The following is a 20,953-nucleotide window of genomic DNA, read 5'->3' on the forward strand; positions in this document are numbered from 1 at the left end:
ATGTCAGCTTCGTTAAATTGGGAAAAAAAGGAGAGTGTCCTCTATTTCCAAGGAACGCTAGATCGTGAAACGTTATTGCCAGCTTGGCAGCAACGTAAAGCATTATTAGCTGATATTAATATCATCGATATTTCTGCCTTAGGACATATTGATTCAACAGGGTTGGCGCTTTTTGTTCACTTAAAAGCAGAAATGGAAGAGCAAAATCGTCAATTTATTATTCAAGGCGTAAGTGAGCGTTTTCAGACCTTAATTACACTCTATGATCTTGATGAAATTATGAATATTGCCTAATACAGATTTTGAGTAAAGGTATTAAAAAGCCCCCTTCGTGATACTTTTATCATTAAGGGGGTTTTTGATGGTTTAAGAGTAGAGCGGATTCCATTAGGATAGACGACTGATTATTATTTTAACGTTGAGATTGAGCAATTATGGATACAAATGAAATCAAACAAGTATTAATGGACAGCCTGTCTTTAGATGAAGTCATCGTCAATGGTGATGGTAGTCACTTTCAAGTTGTCGTTGTTGGCGCAATGTTTGAGGGAATGAGCAGAGTAAAACAACAACAAACCATTTATGCCCCTTTGATGGAATATATTGCAGATAACCGTATTCACGCTTTGTCTATTAAAGCCTACACACCTGAAGAGTGGAAGAGAGATCGTAAACTTAACGGGCTTTGATTCAGTAGGTATACAGCGTACAGCAAAATAAAAAAGAGAGTTCTACAGATGGATAAATTTAGAGTACAAGGGCCAACCTGCTTATCAGGTGAGGTCACTATTTCAGGCGCAAAAAATGCCGCATTACCAATCCTGTTCGCTGCGATCCTTTCCGAAGAGCCAGTAGAATTAACGAATGTTCCTAAATTAAAAGATATCGATACTACGATTAAGTTACTTAATCGCTTAGGCACTAATGTTGAACGCAATGGCTCTGTTTTCGTTGATGCTCGTAACATTAATGAATTTTGCGCTCCTTACGAATTAGTAAAAACCATGCGTGCTTCTATTTGGGCTTTAGGCCCACTGGTGGCGCGTTTTGGTCAAGGTCAGGTTTCTTTACCGGGTGGTTGTGCCATTGGTGCTCGTCCTGTTGATCTTCATATTACAGGTTTAGAGCAATTAGGTGCTGAGATCACACTGGATGAAGGTTATGTGAAAGCACGTGTTGATGGACGTTTAAAAGGCGCGCATATCGTCATGGATAAAGTGAGTGTGGGTGCCACTATCACTATTATGACTGCTGCGGTATTAGCTGAAGGCAAAACCATCATTGAGAATGCGGCAAGAGAGCCTGAAATTGAAGATACTGCAAACTTCCTCAATACATTAGGTGCCAAAATCAGTGGTGCGGGCACAGATAGCATTACTATTGAAGGCGTAGAGCGTCTTGGTGGTGGTACTTATCAAATCCTACCTGACCGTATTGAAACAGGTACTTTCTTAGTTGCTGCTGCGATTTCTCGTGGTCGTGTTGTTTGCCGTAATGCCAAACCTGACACATTAGATGCTGTGTTGGCAAAATTACGTGAAGCAGGCGCTGATATTGAAGTTGGTGAGGATTGGATAAGCCTTGATATGCATGGCAAACGTCCTAAAGCGGTAACCTTGCGTACTGCGCCACATCCGGGTTTCCCAACCGATATGCAAGCACAATTTAGCCTTTTAAACTTAGTGGCTGAAGGTGCAGGAATGATCACTGAAACTATTTTTGAAAATCGTTTTATGCACATTCCTGAGTTAATCCGTATGGGTGCTCACGCTGAAATCGAAAGTAATACTGTATTATGTCACGGGGTTGAAAAGCTTTCAGGCGCACAAGTAATGGCAACGGATTTACGTGCTTCTGCAAGTTTAGTACTTGCAGGTTGTATTGCTCAGGGCACAACCATTGTTGATCGTATTTATCATATCGATCGTGGTTATGAAAATATTGAAGCTAAATTACAAGGACTAGGGGCAAAAATAGAACGTTTGCACTCTAATGACTAATTTATTTTAGTTATCCTTTTTTAGTTATTTAAAACCATAGTGCATTGTTGTGCTATGGTTTTTTTTACGCATTATTTTAATAAGACTCTCAATAGAATAGGATAATTCATAAGGCATTTCTTTCGTAGCAAGATACAGTAAGAAAAACAGACCTGTGTTATAAAAATCACTATGAGCTAATAGGAAGGAATATATATGCAGGTAACAAGGAAACAAGAGCGCCTGGTTCGTCAAGCACTGGATGAATGGCAACAATCTGGTGAGATTTCAGAACAAGAATATCAGCAATTAGGAAGTACATTGCACCGAATTCCCTTTGATTGGAAACGGTTGAGTCGCTATGCATTTTGGATAGCAATGGTGTGTTTGATTATTGCTGCTGGCAGTATCTTTAGTGATAGTGAATTAATTTATTATCTCGTTGAGATTTTTAGTGTTTCTGAAATTATGCGAGTGATATCTCCTGCACTTATTGCTTCAGTGCTCTATTTTTGGGGATTTAAACGTCAGCAAAAAGAAACACAGTGGCATTACAGTACCGAATTTATTCTCTTTTTAGGTGTGATGTTTACGGCTACTTTTCTTTGGCAACTGGGAGAATTGCTGGATACAGGAAGTGGCCATATTGCGCCTCTCTTTTTAATTGGCTGTGTCATTTATGGTGCAATTGGATTTATTAGTCGCTCCTCATTGGTGTGGCTATTCTTCTTATTGATGTTAGGAAATTGGTTCGGTGCTGAAACGGGCTATGTCTCTGGTTGGGGCGCTTATTGGTTAGGGATGAACTATCCTATCCGTTTTGTCTTTTTTGGTGCGATATTATTAGCAGGCTGTTATTTCCTACAAAATACGTTGATACATCGTCGTTTATTTACCATGACAAAAATAATGGGGCTCACTTATCTGTTTATTGCATTATGGATAATGTCTATTTTTGGTAATTACGATCCTGATACTTGGTATCGTACTTCAAGTCTGAATTTGTTACCTTGGGCACTGTTATTTGCTGTCGTTTCAGTTATCTGTATTTATATTAGCCTTAAAACAGATGACGGTATGTTAAGAGGTTTTGGCCTAACATTCCTTGGTATCAACCTTTATACCCGATTCTTTGAATATTTCTGGGATAGTTTACACAGTGCAATTTTCTTCTTTATTATGGCGGTTTCATTGATTTTAATTGGACGAAAAGCGGAAAAGATTTGGCATGCTGTTGAAAATAACTCAATTGCCAATAAAGAGAGTAAGAGCAAATAGTATAATTAATAATGTGATAGGAGAACCCATCCTATGGAAAAACGAAGTTGTCATATTCCTTTAGAAGTGAGTTGTGTTGCGTGCCATTATTTTGTTTTCAAAGATAAAGATGAGGCATTTTTTGAGATCTGCCCCGTATGTGGTTGGCAAAATGATGGTACTAAAGAAGGGCAATATAGCGGTTGTAATCACAGCACATTAGAGGACTATCGCAATACTGAAAGGTTTAAAGAAAATTGCTTACAAAGTGCGACGTTTTATATGAAATCTCCCTACTAGCCAAGCATAGGGAGATTTTTTGTTAGTTATGGTTCTGGTTGGTATTCAGAAATAGTGACATCAACATTAATCTCATTACTTTCCCGTAATAACGTGACAGGTAATACCGTACCAGGGCGTGTTTCTGCAATGTAATCCATCATTTCCATCGCGGAAGTCGCTGGCGCATGATTAATACTAAGGATGATATCACCTGTTTTTATTCCAGCTTTATCTGCTGGGCTATTTGGTGTGATCCTAAAAATGCGTAACCCTTGAATTTGCTTAATATCGGTATTCGATGAGCGAATTCTTGGTAATTCTTTTGCTGTAATACCAATAAAGCCACGGATAACACGACCATCACGAATTAGCTTATTCATAATTTTAACTGCAAGTTCGGTCGGAATAGCAAAACCTAACCCTTCGGCTGTAGGGCGGTATCCGTTATAGGAGCCTGAATCAAACGTCATAGTATTAATACCTACAAGCTCACCTTCAGTATTAATTAGCGCACCACCAGAGTTACCTTCATTAATTGAGGCATCTGTTTGTAGGAAATTTTGGTAACGAGTTGGACTTAATCCAACACGCCCCGTAGCACTGATGATCCCTTGCGTAATAGTTTGCCCAATATTAAATGGGTTACCAATAGCCAGCACAACATCACCTACATGAGAAATTCGTTTAGTATTAATGGGAATTGTAGGGAGTTTATCGGCATCTATTTTTAATACCGCAAGATCAGTTAAAGGATCGGAACCAACAAGTAAGCCTTCATAAAGATCACCATTTTGGAGTGCGATAAGGATCTGATCAGCATTATTGATAACATGTTGATTTGTCAGAATATAACCACGACCATCCATAATAACGCCAGCGCCTAGAGATGTTAGTTCACGGCCTTCCTGAGAAAAACTTCCCATCGTACTGCTATAAACATTAACAACCGCAGGGGCAGCTCGTCGTACCGCGGTGTTATAGCTAAAAGGCGCATTGAGAAAATCACCATTAAGTAGGCGTTCAATAAAAATAGGGCGAATTGAAGGGACTGCAATCAAAAGAATTGCTGCTGTGAGAAGACCAATTAGTGTTGATCGCAGTAACTTAGTTAACATAAAAATCCTGTATTTATGTCTGACTGTGAAATTATTCGCGTAGGAGCGGTGAGAATAGCATAGTTTAACTTATGAAAGCATCGCTCAGCGCATAAAATCCCCTTTTAAGCTAATGACTCTTATCAAAAATAGATATAAAAAAAGCCCTATAATGGAAGTTATAGGGCTAAAGAAATCAATAAATTAGATAGGTGAAAAGCTTACTTCTTAGCGCGGTGTATTACGTAACAGCAGGTAAATTTCTTCATTACCACGCTGAATATTCAATGCAAGAACAGGCGGTTTAGCATCAATTGCTTTACGTAAATCGCCTAGAGAGGTAATTGGCGTATTATTGATACCAATAATAAGGTCACCTTTTTGTAAACCTGATGCCGCAGCAGCGGAGTCTTTCTCAACAGAATCAACAGCAACTGCTTTAATTTGTTTGTTTAAGTAGTTACTTAATGTGGCACCTTGTAGTGCAGGAGAGAAATTATCGGCGCGAGTTGCATCTGCTGATTGTTTCTCTAATATCACTTTAACATCCATTGGTTTACCTTGACGGATCAAGCCAATTAGGATCTCTTTACCCGGCGGTGTAGTACCCACTTTAGCTCTTAATTCAGCAAAGCTATTGATACGTTTGCCATCAACTGAAATTAAAACGTCACCCGGTTTAATGCCTGCTTTTGCAGCGGATGAATCTGGCATGACTTCGCTAACAAAAGCACCTCGTTGTGCGTCAATATTAAAGGATTTCGCCAGATCAGAATTCATTTCTGTACCACGAATACCTAAGATGCCACGTTTAACTTCACCATGAGAAATCAGTTGTTGGCTAAGATCTCGCGCCATATTACTTGGGATGGCGAAGCCGATACCGATGTTGCCACCACCTGGAGCTAAAATAGCAGTGTTAATTCCGATTAACTCACCATTTAAGTTAACGAGCGCACCACCAGAGTTACCACGGTTGATTGAAGCATCAGTCTGGATAAAGTTCTCTAAACCTTCAAGATTTAAACCGCTACGACCTAATGCGGAAATAATACCTGATGTTGCTGTTTGGCCTAAACCAAATGGGTTACCTACTGCAACAGCAAAGTCACCAACACGTAATTGGTCAGAGTCCGCCATTTTAATTGCGGTTAAGTTAGTTGGTTTTTCAATTTGCAGTAATGCAATATCTGTTTGTGGATCGCTACCAATTAATTTTGCACTAAATTCACGACCATCATTAATTTGCAGTTGAATTTTATCTGCACCATCAACAACGTGATTGTTTGTTAATACATAGCCTTTTTGTGCATCAATAATGACACCTGAGCCTAAGCCTTCAAAAGGGCGAATACTTTGTTGTTGTGATGGAAAGTTTGGGCCAAAGAAGAATTTGAATTCTTCAGGCACTTGCTGGCTTTGTACTCGTGTTCCTGAAACGTGCACACTGACAACAGCAGGTAACACTTTTTCTAACATCGGTGCAAGGCTTGGCAGTTGTTCGCCTGATGGCATAACTGCAGGCAGTGCCGCCATACTGGTTGCTGGAATAGTAGAGAGTGAAAGTCCGACACTCATTGCTAACGCACTAAGTAATAATTTTCTTTTTTTAGTCAACATGAATTAGAGTCTCTTGATACAGTTATCAAAATAAAAGTTATTGCTCAAAATGAGCTCGATGTCACTAAGACCTGTACTGACAAAGGAAAGTTCATTAAGACATGATGTGCTTTGTTTCCTTTTACACGGATTTACAAGACAAAAGCTATCTTTAAAACCATGGCAAATAATTGTCATTTTATGATATTTAGTAGAAAGAAAAACGCCACAATAAATGTGGCGTTTTAATATTAATTGTCTTTTTTTTCTGTAGGTCTGAACAATCCAGATGCCCCTTCGGAGTAATCACGAGGTGGCATTTTTATTGGAGATTGATCATTAGCCGCTTCTGACTCACTTAATCGGTAATTAAATGGATTTTCTTGAGCAGGCATATCAGGCATGAGCTCATTAGAGCTTTTTGCCATATGTTGATAAAGCTGACGGTAATCTCTCGCCATGTTATCTAATAATTCAGCACTTCTAGCAAAGTGACTGACAAGTTCATTGCGATATGTATCAAGTTCTTCTTTTTTCGTGTCTAACTCTGCTTTGATAGCATCTTGTTGGCGAAGGGTGCTGTTACCGTAACGCATTGCAAGTGCGCCGATAATAAGACCGACAACTAATCCAATCAGTGCATAAACCCAAACCATGGCAACTCCTTTTCATCTAATAGTGAGGACGATGGATTCTTATAACATCATAACCGCTAAAAGGCATGGGTGGAATAATATCCTTAAGCTTAATATAAAATTCGTGTGTTACGTTGATGTTAAAACAATTCTTAATGCTTATAATAGAGGCATTCGACAGACACAAATCAGTATGTCAGAAAATTAAGGATAAGAGGGCATTCATGACTGTTAGTACGCCGTTATCACTTTATGAAGCCGCATTGAAGCAAGGTGATTATCAACCTGATGATGTTCAGAGAAAAACTGTTCTCCACCTTCAACAGATATACCATGCATTATTAAAAGAGACTCCACCAGAAAAAAATTCGCTAACACAGCGATTATTCGGGCGAATTCGCACAAAAAAACAGATTGTTGCACCAGAACGTGGTTTATATATGTGGGGTGGCGTTGGACGAGGTAAAACATGGTTGATGGATATGTTTTATCAAAGCTTACCGACAGAACGAAAACTTCGCTTACACTTCCATCGCTTTATGTTACGTGTTCAAGAAGAGCTGAAAAACTTACAAGGGCATGAAAATCCGTTAGAAATTATTGCTGATGGATTTAAATCACAAACCGACGTGCTCTGTTTTGATGAGTTTTTTGTTTCTGATATTACTGATGCAATGATTTTAGGTACCTTGCTTGAAGCGTTATTTGCTAGAGGTATCACGCTGGTGGCAACCTCAAATATTCCACCTGATGAGCTTTATCGTAATGGATTACAACGTTCTCGTTTTTTACCTGCAATAGAACAAATCAAACATCATTGTGACATTTTAAATGTTGATGCAGGTATTGATTATCGTCTTAGAACATTAACGCAAGCGCATCTTTTTTTGTCTCCGCTTAACGATGAAAATCGCCAGGAGATGGATAGAATTTTCATGCATTTGGCAACCAGTGAACCACAAGTTGATTGTACCTTAACCATTAATCATCGCCCTATGAAAGTAAGAAAAGCATCTAATGGTGTACTCGCTGTTAATTTTTCAACCTTGTGTATGGAACCGCGTAGTCAGCTTGATTACATTGAACTTTCTAAGCATTACCACTCTGTTTTGTTATATGACATGAAACAAATGGGAACATTAAATGAAGACGCTGCGCGTCGGTTTCTAGCGCTTGTTGATGAATTTTATGAGCGTAAGGTGAAACTTATTATTAATGCAAATGTAGAAATGAATGAGATTTACCAAGGTGATTTTTTACGTTTTGAATATCAACGTTGCTTATCTCGTTTACAAGAGATGCAAAGTGAAGAATATTTAGTTCAACCACATCTCGCTTAATTTTTAATTCTTGAAGAAAGTCATCTTTCATTATGGTAGGATGACGCAGGTTAAGTTGCTTGATGTTTTTTTCTATGAAAATAGAAAGTATTAGGCAGCTTACAAGCGCTCTGGAAAGGAACAATTCTTCTCTTCAGGTAGCAAGAATTTATCAGTCAAATCAGAAAAAAGTGCCAGATTCGTTTTTTTCGCTGAAATATTGAAAAAGAATTCAATTGTTTTTCAATTATGACTCGATTTTTTTTTCTGACTTCTCTATAATCTTGCGACCCCACGTTGCAGCAAGTTTTTTATTTCCCAAAAAACTCGCATTTTAGAGTCAGCAGTGCTACTCGAAGGGGTAGGTTTGCTGGACACAAGAGTCGTGTGAACCTCAATAGTATTTGAACCGAGCGTTCACCAACGTGTAACTAAACATTGGGTAATTTTCAATAATGAAAACTTTTACAGCTAAACCAGAAACCGTAAAACGCGACTGGTACGTTGTTGATGCAGACGGCAAAACTTTAGGCCGTTTAGCAACTGAAATTGCTAGCCGTTTACGCGGTAAGCACAAAGCGGAATATACTCCGCACGTTGATACTGGTGATTACATCATCGTTTTAAACGCTGAGAAAGTAGCGGTAACTGGTCATAAACGTACTGACAAAGTTTACTACCGTCATACTGGTCACGTAGGTGGTATCAAACAAGCGACTTTCGAAGAGATGATCGCCCGTAGTCCTGAGCGTGTAATCGAAATCGCGGTAAAAGGCATGCTGCCAAAAGGGCCTCTGGGTCGTGCGATGTATCGTAAACTGAAAGTTTACGCAGGATCTGAGCACAACCACGCGGCACAACAACCGCAAGTTCTGGACATTTAATCGGGATAATAGGCAATGGCTGATAATCAATACTACGGCACAGGTCGCCGCAAAAGTTCTTCCGCACGTGTCTTCATTAAGCCAGGTAGCGGTAATATCGTAATCAACAAACGTAGCCTAGAAGTTTACTTCGGCCGCGAAACAGCACGTATGGTTGTTCGTCAACCGCTGGAATTAGTTGATATGCTGGGTAAATTAGATTTATACATCACTGTTAAAGGTGGTGGTATTTCTGGTCAAGCTGGCGCGATCCGTCACGGTATCACTCGTGCACTGATGGAATATGATGAGACTCTACGTTCTGATCTGCGTAAAGCTGGTTTCGTAACCCGTGATGCGCGTTCTGTTGAACGTAAGAAAGTGGGTCTGCGTAAAGCACGTCGTCGTCCACAGTTCTCTAAACGTTAATTTGTTATCTTTTAGATATCAATTTGATGTTGAAAACCCGTCTTCACAGGCGGGTTTTTTATTTTTGACTTATTTGTGTTTATTAATAATAAAAATATAGTGTTGCTAAAGCATCATGCTATTACTCATAAAACAGGCTTTATGTAAGATAGCAGTAGTATTAAAAAACGTATTTTTTAGATGTTATCTCTAAATAAATTCATTTTTTGATATTATAATCTTAGTTTTAAGGTAGTGTGGCATATTGTGTTGAATTATTTGCATTAGCCCCCCTAAGTAACATGAATTCTGGTAGAATAGCGGGCTTTGGTGTCTTTCTTTCCATGACTTCACAATGTTGCCAACGGGTATATCGATAGTAATACCTGTAATGAATTTGAAAGCCATACCAAAATTATTATGACAATAATGATTGTTGAATGATTATTTTGGTATTACTTGATAATGATATGTGCCGCAAAGACAGGTGAGTTTTTAACCCTGTAAAATATGATTATCCCACGATAACACTGTTATACAGGTAGTTACCCAATGCAGTTAATAACTTAAATGTTTATTTAGGTCTACTGCGTTTGTGTGCTTGTCTTTTAGGAATGGGGAAATGGAAGGGGCATTGTGCTAATTCATTTCTTTAATTGATTAACTTGGAGGTTTTCATGGCTGTCGCTGCCAACAAACGTTCGGTAATGACTTTGTTTTCCGGTCCGACTGATATTTTCAGCCATCAGGTCAGAATTGTCCTAGCGGAGAAAGGTGTCAGTGTTGAAATTGAACAGGTTGAAGCTGGTAATCTTCCACAGGATCTTATCGATCTAAACCCTTACCAAAGTGTACCGACTTTGGTTGATCGTGAGCTGACCCTGTATGATTCACGCATCATCATGGAATATCTTGATGAACGCTTCCCTCATCCTCCTTTAATGCCAGTTTATCCTGTTGCTCGTGGTAGCAGCCGTTTAATGATGCATCGCATCGAGCATGATTGGTATTCTTTAATGAACACCATCGAGAAAGGAACAGAACAGCAAGCAAATGCTGCTCGTAAACAGTTAGCAGAAGAGCTACTGGCAGTCTCTCCTGTGTTTAAAGAATATCCTTACTTTATGAGTGAAGAGTTCAGCTTAGTAGATTGCTACCTAGCTCCTCTGTTATGGCGTTTACCAGTCCTCGGTGTAGATTTAAGTGGTGCTGGCGCTAAAGATGTACAAATTTATATGCAACGTGTTTTTGAGCGTGATTCATTCCTCGCGTCATTAACCGAAGCAGAGCGTGAGATGCGCTTACCTTCAAGAGGGTAATAAAGTATGGAGATTATGGATATGTCTCCGCGTCGTCCGCATTTATTGCGTGCGCATTATGACTGGATCATCGAAAACGATTTAACACCACACTTAGTTGTTGATGTGAATATCGATGGTGTCCAAGTCCCAATGGAATATGCGCACGATGGTCAAATTGTACTAAATATTTCATCTCGTGCAGTAGATAACTTAGAGTTAACACCGTATCAGGTTTTATTTAGTGCAAGCTTTGGTGGCATACCTCGTAAAGTACGAGTGCCTATGGCTGCTGTTATGGCTATTTATGCGAGAGAAAACGGTGCGGGAATGATGTTTGAGCCAGAGCCTGCTTATGAATCTGGTGCATCATTACAGTTTGCTGAAGATGAAAGTGAAGAGAATACTTTAACGCCTGTTAATGAAGGCTTATCGCTTGTCACTGATGGTACGGTAGAAACCGATACATCTTCACCGGATGATGATCCTGAGCCACCTCGCCCAACAGGTCGTCCGTCATTACGTGTTGTGAAATAAGAGAGCATCTTATTTGTATGAATGAAAAGCCCAGTTTATGAACTGGGCTTTTTTTATGTACAAAAAAAGCACTCTATATTGCTATAGAGCGCTTTATTGGATTGCATTACTGAAAAACTATTTCAGCAGTTCTTCTAAACAGCCGGTATAAAGATTAACCGCAGTCATTAATTGTTTTTCATCGAAATCAAAGCCGGCTTGGTGGTGACCTGCAGTTCTATCGGCACCAACAACGAAATACAGTGATTTACCACCACAACGTTGTACACGTTTTGCTAATACAGTTGCATCTTCACTTCCCCCAAATGGGCGAGTAGCAACGGCGGTTAACTCTGCATGTTTACCAACAACTTTGGTCATAATATCAATCAGTTCTTGGTCATTTGTCAGGTCAACGGCTTCACCCATGATCTCGCTTTCCATTTCTAACTGGAAGCTATGTGCTGCGCCTTCAGCCATACGTACTGCATTGGCAGCCATAAAGCTGTTGATCTCTTCGTTTTCACCGCGAACTTCAATTTGCATCTCAGCATTAGCTGGGGTGACGTTACGGCCTTCACCGGCTTTTAATACACCGATATTGATACGAGACATCCCTTTACCATGGCGAGAAATACCCAACATTTGTGTTGCTGCGTGGCAAGCACCAGCTAACGCATTACGACCTAATTCAGGCTCTGCACCAGCGTGAGATGGCGCACCTTTAAAACGGAAGTCATATTTAGTGGTACATAAGAAATGTGTTGGGTTGATAACAATTTCACCACTGTTTGCGATAAAACCTAAGTGCGCGCCTAAGAAGTAATCTGCATCATCGGCAATACCACTTTCAGCCATCGCACGAGCGCCACGAACACCTTCTTCTGCTGGTTGGAATAAGATTTTAACTTTACCAACGACTTTATCTTTATTCTCAACTAACCAATGAGCAACACCTAAACCGATAGAAATGTGCCCATCGTGACCACAAGCGTGCATTTCGCCAGCGTGACAAGAAGCAAAGTTCTCAGCATGAGGGCGGTGTTTAGTTTCGGTTGCTTCGTTAACACCCACACAGTCGATATCAAAACGCAGCGCTACTGTTGGACCTGCTTTACCACTGTCAAAGATGGCCACACAGCCTGTAAGTTCTTTCATCTCATCAAGCAGTGCTTCATCAACGTTGTGTTTTCTTGCAATAGCCAGCCCTTTCTCAACGACTTGGCGACGACGACCAAAAGCGAACTCTTGGTTGATAACTTCAGGACCAACTTTAACTTCTAAACCTAAGCTACGTAATTCTTTAACGATCTTTGCTGTTGTAAGAAATTCAGACCAACCAATTTCTGGATATTGGTGAAATTCGCGACGCCATTTAATTAATTTTTCGAGAGTAAGAGCTGACATATTCATTTCTCCACTTATAGCATGAATAACGCAACCGCGATGACGCCGATAATCATACCTGGTGCAGTACGTTTTGCGATTTCCATAGGGTTAATGTTTGCAAGGCCAGCACAAACAATCGCTGCACCTGCCAGTGGTGACATAGTACGACCTAACGCGCCAGATAATGCCGCTGCCATACCCATATCAGGGATTTCATAACCGAATTGTGCAGCATGAGGTGTTACTGTTTCGTTGAATGCGAATGCTGCTGCGTCACCAGAGCCTGTGATAATACCCATTAAGAATGGCCCTAAAGTACCACCCCAGCGAGCAAATTCAGGAGAATGAGTTAAGAAGTTGATGAACGCGTCGATTAAACCAGATGCTTTCAGACCAGCTGCGAATACTGCAGCTGCAATGATGATACCTAATACATCACCATAAGCATTACCCATACCTTTAAAGAACTCTTTCGTAATTTGAGCTGGGTTAGTTAATGTGATGAACAGGGCATAGATAGAACCGATTAACATTGCTGCAGGTACTGACAATTTGAAAGTGCTAAATGTTTCAAAGAATGGCAGAACTAACAGGATTAAAGGAATGAAAGGTGCTGTTGCATATAAGTAGTTAGGACGAACAGCTTCTGGCGTTGCTTGTGCTGATGAAGAAGATGCATCACCAGTAACAGAAGCCATTTTGAACTCTTTTTTCACTAAAGCGACAACAGCAAGTGAAACTGCAGCAATACCACCAGCCATTAAGCTGTATGGGCTATGGCGAGCGATTAAATCAACCACTTCCATATTTGCCATGTTAGCAACGAAGGCATTATGCGACATACCTGGGCTTAACATTGAACCGATAGTACCACATAACACTGCACCACCTGCGATAGCTGGGTGAATACGTGCTGCGATTAATAATGGAATGAGTGTTGCACCTACCGCAGCCGCACAACCTGCTGCTGATGGGATTGCGATATTAATAAAGTATGTTACGACAACAGTGGCTGGAATAAGGAAGAAGCCCAGACGAGTCATTACTTTTGATAAAACATGAACCAGATGCATATCGCATTTGGTATATTTCATAACATAAGCAAAACCCATACTCGAACAGATTGCTTGAATTAATGATGAAGACACCATGCGCTCGCTAAATGCGGTAAGCGCATCTAATGGGCTCAGACTTAAAATACAGAGTAATAAGCCTGCACCAATTAGCACCATTCGGGTTTCATATTTTTTTATTAGCAAATAGACAGTTACGATAATAACTGCTACTGCGATAAGTTGCATCACCATAGTGATCCCCTAGTTAATTATGACAATTTTATGAAAACGAACCTAACATCAATAAATTATATTTTTCTGTAAAGTTATTAGGTGACTCCATTATGAAGTTGGTAGATTGACAATATTTGATTGTTATCAAATTTAATAGCTGAAATAAAATCTATTTTTTTAGACTGTGATGTTATTAACAAATGCCGTAAAACCATTATCATTAAAAGATGACGGAAAGGTTAAATAAAAAGAGATAAAGTAAAAAATACGAAAATAAATTATATTTACTATAGATCAAGAGTGTTATTTTGATACAAAAAAGAATATCACTTTTTATCAGGCTATTATTCTAGAAATTACATTAAATGGTAATGAGAATGATTAATTGGTCAGATATCTTGATGATCCTTAAATACTATTTATTAATTTCATCGATAATATTGAAAAATTATCCCACTTAAATTAAATGGGATAATAAACAAGAGAAATTGTTATTTTAAATAACGAAAATAAAAATATTTAGCATGATAAATATCGCAATATGCCTTCGGCCGCCTCTCTTCCTTCTGCTATTGCAGTAACAACAAGATCAGAGCCTCGTACAATATCCCCCCCTGCAAACACTTTAGGGTTTGTTGTTTGATTTGGTATTTCTTGATTATCTGAAATAATAATTCTGCCTGAAGATGCATATTCAATATTATTTTCATCTAACCATGGGTAATGAGCAGGTTTAAAACCAAATGCCAGAATAACCGCATCAGCAGATAACACATGTTCACTTCCTTCAATAGAAGTTAATGTTTTATCGCCTTGAGTTTTAATAACGTGAATACCGACCACTTTATTTTGGTTATCGACTTCAATATCTATAGGTTGAAGATTAAATAAAAATTCGCCACCTTCTTCTTTGGCATTTTTTACTTCACGTTTTGAACCTGGCATATTGCTTTCATCACGACGATAAACACAAGTGACTTTATTTGCACCTTGTCGAATGGCAGTACGGATACAATCCATTGCGGTATCACCTCCTCCTAATATCACCACATTTTTATTTTTAAGGTCGATATAAGGTGTTTGAGGATCTTCATCATAACCCATTAAATAACGTGTATTCCCAATTAAATAAGGTAGTGCGCTATAAACACCATTAGCATTTTCATTAGGAAAATGACCACTTAAACTGTGATATGTGCCCAATCCAAGAAATACCGCGTCATATTGTGTTATTAGGGTATTTAGGGAGACATCTTTGCCTATTTCCGTATTGAGGCAAAACTCGATACCCATTTCACTAAATAATTCGCGGCGTCGGATCATCAGTGATTTTTCGAGTTTAAAAGAAGGGATCCCAAAAGTAAGTAACCCTCCAATTTCTGGATGCTTATCATAAACAACGGGTTTCACACCTTGTCGAATAAGAACATCTGCACAGGCAAGACCTGCGGGGCCTGCGCCGATAATCGCGACCTTTTTATCAGTCATTGTGACGTGAGAAAGGTCAGGGCGCCATCCTTGTGCTAAGGCTGTGTCATTGATGTAACGTTCAATATTGCCAATTGTGACTGCACCAAAATCATCATTCAGCGTACAAGCGCCTTCACACAACCTATCTTGAGGACAAACACGACCACAAATTTCAGGCAAACTGTTTGTTTGATGAGAAAGTTCAGCAGCCTCAATAATACGTCCTTCGTTTGCTAGTTTTAGCCAGTTAGGAATGTAATTATGAACAGGGCATTTCCATTCACAATAAGGATTACCACAGCCTAAACAACGATCGGCTTGTGCGGAGGCTTGTTGCGGTGAAAAAGCTTCATAGATTTCAACAAATTCAATTTTGCGAATTGCTAATGGTTTTTTGGTCGGCTCAACACGATTTAAGTCGATAAACTGATACACATTCTGACTCATAATATTCTCCTATTGTGCCTGAACGCGTAATTCAGCAGATGAACGACGAGGATGACCAAGCAACGCATTAACATCACTGGATTTTGGTTTCACCAATTTGAAATGTTGTGACCAATATTCCCATTGTGAAAGTAATCTTTCACCTTGTTGTGAGCCAGTTAGTCTGACATGTTCTGCAATCATGCCACGTAGATGTTCAGCAAGAATGGCAAAGGATGCAACAGGAAGCAACTCAATCGATGAAGTGTTGATCCGTTGTGATAATGTGAGATCTTCATCTAATAGATAGGCAAATCCACCAGTCATTCCCGCACCAAAATTAATCCCTGTTTTACCCAGAACACAGACAATACCACCCGTCATATATTCACAACCGTTATCACCAACACCTTCAACGACAGCAATTGCGCCAGAGTTTCTAACAGCAAAACGCTCCCCAGCCAATCCTGAAGCATAAAGTTTTCCGCCTGTTGCGCCATAAAGGCAAGTATTTCCCATAATGGTGGCGTGATGACTTTTAAATGCAGAGCCAACAGGAGGTGAAATGACAATACGGCCTCCAGCCATACCTTTACCAACATAATCATTGGCATCACCCACTAAGGTTAATTCAACGCCTTGTGCATTCCATACACCAAAGCTTTGACCTGCGGTTCCGGTAAAATAAAGTTTAATTGGTGTGGCAGATAAGCCACTTTCACCATATTTCTTGGCGATAATGCCTGATAATGTTGCTCCCACAGAGCGATCTGTATTACGGATATTAAAGTAGTGTGTTTGGCTTTTTTGTTGTTCGATAGCATCATAGGTTTGAGCAACAATTCGCTGATTTAACTCACCTTTATCATAAGTATGATTATTTTCCTGGAAATAAAGCGAATTGCCTGATGGTGAAGTTGCTGTTTCTAACAATCCACTTAAAGAGAGTTTTTGCTGTTTACTGCTCACACCTTCTAGGCATGAAAGCAGATCAGTTCGACCGATTAAATCGGTGATTTTTCTCACACCAAGTAAGGCCATTAACTCACGAGTTTCTTGCGCAATAAAACGAAAGTAGTTAATAACACGTTCAGGTAATCCATGATAATGATTGCGACGGAGTGTTTCATCTTGGGTTGCAACACCCATTGCGCAATTATTTAAATGGCAGATGCGCAGATATTTACAGCCTAATGCCACCATTGGCCCAGTACCAAATCCAAAACTTTCTGCGCCTAAAATTGCCGCTTTAATAATATCTAGACCTGTTTTTAATCCACCATCAACTTGCAAACGAATTTTATGGCGTAAATTATTTGCTACTAACGCTTGTTGAGTTTCAACTAAGCCTAATTCCCATGGGCTACCTGCATATTTTACGGAAGTTAAAGGGCTTGCACCTGTTCCGCCGTCATAACCCGCAATGGTTATCAAATCAGCGTAAGCTTTAGCAACACCTGTAGCAATAGTGCCTACACCAGGCTCTGACACTAGTTTTACAGAAATAAGTGCAGTTGGATTGATCTGTTTTAAGTCGAAAATAAGTTGTGCTAAATCTTCAATAGAGTATATATCGTGATGAGGAGGCGGTGATATTAGGGTAACACCAGGCACGGCATAACGCAGTTGCGCAATATAAGGTGTCACTTTATCGCCAGGAAGTTGTCCACCTTCACCGGGCTTTGCCCCTTGTGCGACTTTGATTTGTAAAACATCCGCACTCATTAAATAAGAAGGTGTTACACCAAAACGACCAGAGGCGATTTGTTTAATGCGAGAGACTTTATCGGTACCGTAACGTGCGGGATCTTCGCCACCTTCTCCTGAATTTGAAAAACCTCCCAATGTATTCATCGCTTGTGCAAGAGCTTCATGAGCTTCTGGGCTTAATGCCCCAATTGACATAGCGGCAGTATCAAAGCGTTTAAATAACTCGGTTTCATGTTCGACTTCTTCAATCGAAATAGGCGTTGTCTTGTTATTGAGAACTAACATATCGCGCAAGGTTGTGATTGGGCGCTGTTGCACTAGATTTGCGTAATGCTGATAGTCAGTATATTTCCCGCTATTTACAGCTTTTTGTAGTGCTTGAACGACATCAGGGTTATAAGCGTGGTATTCCCCTTTATGGGCGTATTTTAATAAACCACCCGCTTCTAAAGGATAACGGGCTAACCAAGCTCGCTTAGATAGATTAAATAAGTCGTGCTCAAAATCGCTAAAATCAGCGCCATTAATTCGATTATCAACGCCTGCAAAACAGAGCTCGACAACCCTATCATTTAATCCGACTGCTTCAAAAAGTTGAGAGCAACGGTAAGACGCCACGGTTGAAATGCCCATTTTAGACATGATCTTATACAACCCTTTGTTGATGCCGTTGCGGTAATTAAGCATCATTTGGGCATAGCTTGTTTGTAGGATTTGTTTATCAACACGTTGAGCTAAAGATTCATAAGCAAGGTAAGGATAAATAGCGGTAGCACCAAATCCAAGTAGTACAGCGAAATGGTGAGGATCACGGGCACTGGCTGTTTCAACAATGATATTGGCATCACAACGTAAATTATTGTCTACCAAAACTTTTTGTACTGCACCAACCGCCATAGGGGCAGGAATAGGTAGTCGCTCTTTAGTGATATTTCTATCTGATAAAACTAATAACACCGCGCCACTATGAACTTCCTGTTGTGCTTTTTCACATAATTGGCGTAACGCAGTTTCTAGATTGCATTCTGTTGGTCGATAAGTGATATCAAGATGAACAGAGCGGTAATAAGGGGTTTCTTGATTAACAAGTTGTTGAAAGTCGCTATAAAGCAAAATAGGCGATTTAAAGCTCAGTCTATGTGCTTGACCTTCTGCTTCACAAAACACATTCATCTCGCGTCCAATGCAGGTCGCTAAAGACATGACATGGGCTTCTCTTAATGGATCTATAGGAGGATTTGTGACTTGCGCGAATTTTTGTCTGAAATAGTCATAAATAAGACGAGGGCGTTGAGAAAGAACAGCAAATGGAGTGTCATCGCCCATTGAACCTGTCGCTTCTTGCCCATTTTCTGCAAGCACATGCAAAATGTTTTCAAGCTCTTCTTGGCTATATGCAAACTGTTTTTGATAAGTGGCTAATAAGGTGTCATCAAAAGCACGTTGTCCTGTGGCTTGCTGTTCTGGCAACTCTTCAAACGGCGTTAAGCGTTTGACATTGCGCTCTAGCCACAATTTATAAGGATGGCGTCTTTTTAAATCCTCATCGGTTTCGGCAGAGTGGAGAATACGTCCATGATGAGTATCGATAACCATTAGCTCGCCGGGACCGACGCGTCCTTTTTCTCGCACTTCATCAGGCTGATAATCCCAAATACCAATTTCAGAAGCGCAAGTGATGATGTTATCTGTGGTAATAACATAGCGAGCAGGGCGTAAACCGTTTCTATCTAGCGTACACGCAGCATAACGACCATCTGATAACACAATACCTGCAGGGCCATCCCAAGGCTCCATATGCATTGAGTTAAAATCAAAAAATGCCCGTAAATCCTCATCCATTTGTGGATTATTTTGCCATGCAGGTGGCACTAATAACCGCATTGCACGAACAATATCCATACCGCCATTGAGAAAAAGCTCTAGCATATTGTCGAGTGAACTTGAGTCTGAGCCACTCTCATTTACAAAAGGGGCGGCACTTTGTAGATCAGGAATAAGGGGTGTATGGAATTTATAGGCGCGAGCTCTAGCCCACTGGCGATTGCCTGTAATGGTATTAATTTCACCGTTATGTGCTAAATAACGAAAAGGTTGTGCAAGAGGCCATCTGGGAATGGTGTTAGTTGAAAAACGTTGGTGGAACAAACAGATTGAAGATTCCATCCGTAGATCAGCGAGATCGGTAAAAAAGCGTGGCAGATCGATGGCCATACAGAGGCCTTTATAAATCGTCACCAAATTAGAAAGACTACAAATATAAAAATCATTATCAGTAATGCGTTTTTCAATACGTCTACGAGCAACAAAGAGCCGTCTTTCAATATCGCTTATCCGCCAGCCAGCGGGTGCATTAACAAAGACTTGTTCAATTAAAGGAAGAGATGAAAGGGCGATACTACCTAGAATATCCGTGTTGATAGGGACTTTACGCCAGCCCACAATAGAGAGTGTTTCATTTTGAAGTTCTTCTTCAATAATAAGGCGGCATTGTGTCGCGATATTAGGGTCTTGGCTTAAAAATAGCATTCCAACAGCGTAGTTTTTGGCTAAATGCCAGCCTTTTTCCTCAGCAACTAATTGAAAGAAGCGATCGGGCTTTTGTAAAAGTAATCCACAACCATCGCCTGTTTTACCATCAGAAAGAATGGCTCCTCGATGTTGCATTCTGGCGAGACCGTGGATTGCATTTCTGACAATTTTATGACTGGCTTGCCCTTCAATATGCGCGATCAACCCAAATCCACAATTGTCTTTTTCCTGTGTCTTTTGATAGAGCATTTTTTTGCTTCCTACTTAGTTTACTGGGCACCTCAAAACAGAGCGCAAAAGGAACGTTTTGGCTCAAAGTATGTAGGTAAATTTATGGGTGCTCATCGGGTGATGTTGTGTTTGCTTAGCTTGGAGTGTTTTTTATATAGCTACGCAATGCCTTTTCAACTTATCGATAAATAAAAATGAGGTCAATGTGTAAGGAGATTTGACTAGAATAAGATGAATAAAAGAATTTTTATTTTAATTTATTGATAAATAAATAAAATGTTTGTTTTTTGAAGGAGGTTAATACCTATTTTTAGTGTGAGTTATATCACTTTATTTAAGCCATTTCGCTTTATCACATCCTTTAATGATAAAAGCGAGTAGTTAGTTATTCTAATGATTAGAATAAATTTAGTTTTTTATTGTTTTTATACATTTTGTATAAAAAAAGACAAATTGAATTTTTTCTAGTAAGGTCTATTTATCGTTGATATCGCTATCGTTTATGCAATTAAGTTTTGCATTATTTTTATGAATACATATATCGGAGAGGTTCTTGTTAAGAGAAAATAGAGAGTTAAATCAAACAAAGTAATGAGAAATAACTACTCTTAGCAAGATTTCTGAATGTTCGCCACTGCGCCAATTCATTTTTGGGT

At 39.6% G+C, this 20,953-nt stretch carries 17 protein-coding genes; 10 read left to right on the forward strand and 7 right to left on the reverse strand.

Features of this window, described 5'->3' with window-relative positions; translation table 11 throughout:
- The 5 genes from mlaB (at window position 1) to GWJ01_RS12780 (ending at window position 3,536) form a co-directional block, all read left to right on the forward strand.
- Window positions 1-294 carry a lipid asymmetry maintenance protein MlaB gene (gene mlaB, locus GWJ01_RS12760; RefSeq protein WP_109393144.1) on the forward strand — a complete coding sequence of 98 codons (294 nt, stop codon included), beginning with the start codon at window positions 1-3 and terminating at the stop codon, window positions 292-294.
- A gap of 140 nt (window positions 295-434) precedes the next feature.
- Window positions 435-689, forward strand: a complete 255-nt coding sequence (gene ibaG, locus GWJ01_RS12765) for a BolA family iron metabolism protein IbaG (RefSeq protein WP_006535338.1) — start codon at window positions 435-437, stop codon at window positions 687-689.
- 48 nt (window positions 690-737) lie between these two features.
- Window positions 738-2,000: a UDP-N-acetylglucosamine 1-carboxyvinyltransferase gene (gene murA / locus GWJ01_RS12770; RefSeq protein ID WP_109393145.1), complete on the forward strand. Its 1,263-nt coding sequence runs from the start codon at window positions 738-740 to the stop codon at window positions 1,998-2,000.
- Window positions 2,001-2,195: 195 nt separating this feature from the next.
- On the forward strand, window positions 2,196-3,257 hold the full coding sequence (locus GWJ01_RS12775) for a DUF2157 domain-containing protein (RefSeq protein WP_109401359.1): 1,062 nt from the start codon (window positions 2,196-2,198) through the stop codon (window positions 3,255-3,257).
- 33 nt (window positions 3,258-3,290) lie between these two features.
- A complete protein-coding gene (locus GWJ01_RS12780) occupies window positions 3,291-3,536 on the forward strand; it encodes a CPCC family cysteine-rich protein (protein ID WP_109393147.1) in 246 nt (81 codons plus the stop codon).
- A gap of 26 nt (window positions 3,537-3,562) precedes the next feature.
- Here GWJ01_RS12780 and degS read toward each other — a convergent pair whose 3' ends face one another.
- The 3 genes from degS to zapG form a co-directional block, all read right to left on the reverse strand.
- Window positions 3,563-4,633: an outer membrane-stress sensor serine endopeptidase DegS gene (gene degS, locus GWJ01_RS12785; protein ID WP_161711170.1), complete on the reverse strand. Its 1,071-nt coding sequence runs from the start codon at window positions 4,631-4,633 to the stop codon at window positions 3,563-3,565.
- A gap of 207 nt (window positions 4,634-4,840) precedes the next feature.
- Window positions 4,841-6,232 (reverse strand): serine endoprotease DegQ, encoded by a 1,392-nt coding sequence (gene degQ / locus GWJ01_RS12790; RefSeq protein ID WP_109401357.1) that lies wholly within the window; start codon window positions 6,230-6,232, stop codon window positions 4,841-4,843.
- Window positions 6,233-6,462: 230 nt separating this feature from the next.
- The gene (zapG, locus tag GWJ01_RS12795; RefSeq protein WP_109393149.1) at window positions 6,463-6,867 is read right to left on the reverse strand and encodes a Z-ring associated protein ZapG; all 405 of its coding nucleotides are present in this window, start codon (window positions 6,865-6,867) and stop codon (window positions 6,463-6,465) included.
- Window positions 6,868-7,070: 203 nt separating this feature from the next.
- Between zapG and zapE the strand changes: the two genes are divergently transcribed.
- The 5 genes from zapE to sspB all read left to right on the forward strand — a co-directional run bounded on the left by zapE (window position 7,071) and on the right by sspB (window position 11,271).
- Window positions 7,071-8,186, forward strand: coding sequence for a cell division protein ZapE (zapE, locus tag GWJ01_RS12800; RefSeq protein WP_109401356.1), 1,116 nt, complete (start codon window positions 7,071-7,073; stop codon window positions 8,184-8,186).
- A gap of 434 nt (window positions 8,187-8,620) precedes the next feature.
- Window positions 8,621-9,049, forward strand: a complete 429-nt coding sequence (gene rplM, locus GWJ01_RS12805; RefSeq protein WP_006535327.1) for a 50S ribosomal protein L13 — start codon at window positions 8,621-8,623, stop codon at window positions 9,047-9,049.
- Between the two features lie 15 nt (window positions 9,050-9,064).
- On the forward strand, window positions 9,065-9,457 hold the full coding sequence (gene rpsI / locus GWJ01_RS12810; protein ID WP_004245284.1) for a 30S ribosomal protein S9: 393 nt from the start codon (window positions 9,065-9,067) through the stop codon (window positions 9,455-9,457).
- 656 nt (window positions 9,458-10,113) lie between these two features.
- Window positions 10,114-10,755 (forward strand): stringent starvation protein SspA, encoded by a 642-nt coding sequence (gene sspA, locus GWJ01_RS12815; RefSeq protein ID WP_023582862.1) that lies wholly within the window; start codon window positions 10,114-10,116, stop codon window positions 10,753-10,755.
- 6 nt (window positions 10,756-10,761) lie between these two features.
- Window positions 10,762-11,271: a ClpXP protease specificity-enhancing factor gene (gene sspB, locus GWJ01_RS12820; protein WP_109393151.1), complete on the forward strand. Its 510-nt coding sequence runs from the start codon at window positions 10,762-10,764 to the stop codon at window positions 11,269-11,271.
- Between the two features lie 117 nt (window positions 11,272-11,388).
- Here sspB and GWJ01_RS12825 read toward each other — a convergent pair whose 3' ends face one another.
- The 4 genes from GWJ01_RS12825 to gltB all read right to left on the reverse strand — a co-directional run bounded on the left by GWJ01_RS12825 (window position 11,389) and on the right by gltB (window position 20,315).
- Window positions 11,389-12,657 carry an amidohydrolase gene (locus GWJ01_RS12825; protein ID WP_109393152.1) on the reverse strand — a complete coding sequence of 423 codons (1,269 nt, stop codon included), beginning with the start codon at window positions 12,655-12,657 and terminating at the stop codon, window positions 11,389-11,391.
- A gap of 14 nt (window positions 12,658-12,671) precedes the next feature.
- A complete protein-coding gene (gene dcuC, locus GWJ01_RS12830) occupies window positions 12,672-13,946 on the reverse strand; it encodes a C4-dicarboxylate transporter DcuC (protein ID WP_098941196.1) in 1,275 nt (424 codons plus the stop codon).
- A 501-nt stretch (window positions 13,947-14,447) separates the two neighbouring features.
- Window positions 14,448-15,845, reverse strand: a complete 1,398-nt coding sequence (locus GWJ01_RS12835) for an FAD-dependent oxidoreductase (protein WP_109401355.1) — start codon at window positions 15,843-15,845, stop codon at window positions 14,448-14,450.
- Between the two features lie 9 nt (window positions 15,846-15,854).
- On the reverse strand, window positions 15,855-20,315 hold the full coding sequence (gene gltB / locus GWJ01_RS12840) for a glutamate synthase large subunit (protein ID WP_161711171.1): 4,461 nt from the start codon (window positions 20,313-20,315) through the stop codon (window positions 15,855-15,857).
- Window positions 20,316-20,953: the final 638 nt, after the last annotated feature.

This window comes from Proteus sp. G2618 (assembly GCF_009915995.1).
Taxonomy (GTDB): Bacteria; Pseudomonadota; Gammaproteobacteria; order Enterobacterales; family Enterobacteriaceae; genus Proteus; species Proteus terrae.